The organism is Archangium sp., from assembly GCF_036388035.1.
In the GTDB taxonomy this organism is placed as follows: domain Bacteria; phylum Myxococcota; class Myxococcia; order Myxococcales; family Myxococcaceae; genus Archangium.
Genome location: NZ_DASVSO010000594.1, coordinates 1 through 1,618, shown reverse-complemented (window position 1 = coordinate 1,618; position 1,618 = coordinate 1). Strand labels below are relative to the sequence as shown.

Sequence of the window (1,618 nt, the reverse complement as noted above, 5' to 3'; positions counted from 1 at the left end):
GGCCTACCTGCGCTTCTGCTGCCAGGCGCTCACCTCGGGCATGGCGCGCTCGCGCAGCGCCACGTCCTGCGACACCCGCTCCAGCGTCTGCTCGGTGGCCTGCTTCGCCTCCTCCACCGGGTGGGCCGCGAGCAGCTTCCGCGCCTCGTCGAGCTGCTGGCGCTCGCGCAGCGCGCCCAGGGACTCCACCACCCGTCGCAGCAGCATGGGCGCCCCGCCCGTCCTCGCGAGCACGTCCTTCCACCGCTTCTGCATCTCCGCCCACCACGCGTCCCGGCCCGTGCGGTTGCCCATCAACCCCATCACGAAGCTCGCCGCGTCCTGCATCTTCACCTTGTCCGTGAAGAAGAGCTGCTGCGCGGCCTCCGCCAGCGCCGGGTCCTCGAAGGACGTCAGCGCCATCAGGTAGCGCCGCTGCGTCGCCGGGTCCGGCTCCACCAACATCTTCTCCAGCAGCTTCTCGTAGAGCGCCCGGTCTCCCGAGCGCGCCACCATGCCCACCGCCGCATCCAGCAGGTTCGGCTCCAGCGCGTTCTTCTCTCCGGCGAGCAACCGCTCCACCCGGGGCCGCGCCTCCGCCAGCGCCTCGGGGCTGCGCGCCACGTTGCCCACCGCGCGCACCAGCACCGCGCGCCGCAGCTTCACCCGGTCCGACTCGCCCGGTGCCGAGTCCCAGCCGAGCTTCTTGAGCCCCGGCCCCAGCAGCTCCTCCACCCACCGGCGGAAGCGCTCCTGCTCCTCGCCCTCCACCAGGCGGCTCTCCACGTAGGACAGCCGCCCCACCAGCTCCTCCAGCACCGCGTCGTCCTCCTCGTTGCCGAAGCGGCCCGCCAGCTCCAGGAAGGAGGCCACCGACCCCTCTCCGCTGCGCACCAGCGACCACTGGTCCGCCAGCAGCGAGATGCGCTCCGAGGGCGCCAGCGTCTGGAGGTTCGCCGACAGCCGCTCCAGCGCCTGGGCGTCGTACGCCACCCGGTAGAAGCCCGTGGAGCCCGCGTTGGCGCACAGCCACTTCACCTCGCCGGAGCCCTCCAGCGTCACCTTCGTCTGGGCCTCGCGCAGCAGCACGCGCTGCTCGCGCACGGTGCCCCCGTCCGAGTAGCGCAGCACCATCGGCACCGGCCAGCGCTCCTCGCTGCGCACGCCCGGCTCCGAGTAGAAGCGCCGCTGCGACAGCGTCACCGTCCGCCCGTCCACCGCCACCGTCACCAGCGGGTAGCCGCTCTGTCCAATCCACGCATTGGCCAGCTCCAGCACCGGCTGCGACGAGGCATTGGCCAGCGCCGTCCACAGGTCGTCCGCCACCGCGTTGGAGCGCGCGTGCTTGCGCATGTACTGACGCATGCCCTCGCGGAAGGCCTCCTCGCCGAGGAAGCCCTCGATCATGCGCAGCACCGCGCCGCCCTTCTCGTAGGTGATGAGGTCGAAGCTCTCGCCCGCCTCGCTGGCGTTGCGCACCTCGCCGCGGATGGGGTGCGTGGAGCGCAGCGCGTCCAGGTGCAGCGCCGCCGCCTTGCCGGCGTCGAAGTCCAGCCACACGCGCCAGTCCGGCTTCCAGGCGTCGACGATCTTGTACGCCATCCACGTGGCGAAGGCCTCGTTCAGCCAGAGGTCGTCC

The 1,618-nt window shown here is 72.0% G+C and carries 1 protein-coding gene; it reads right to left on the bottom strand.

The genetic code is table 11. From position 1 onward, the window contains the following. Window positions 1-3 precede the first annotated feature (3 nt). Window positions 4-1,618 (bottom strand): M1 family metallopeptidase (locus VF697_RS24205; RefSeq protein ID WP_331098864.1); only part of this gene is annotated, 1,615 nt, incomplete at its 5' end.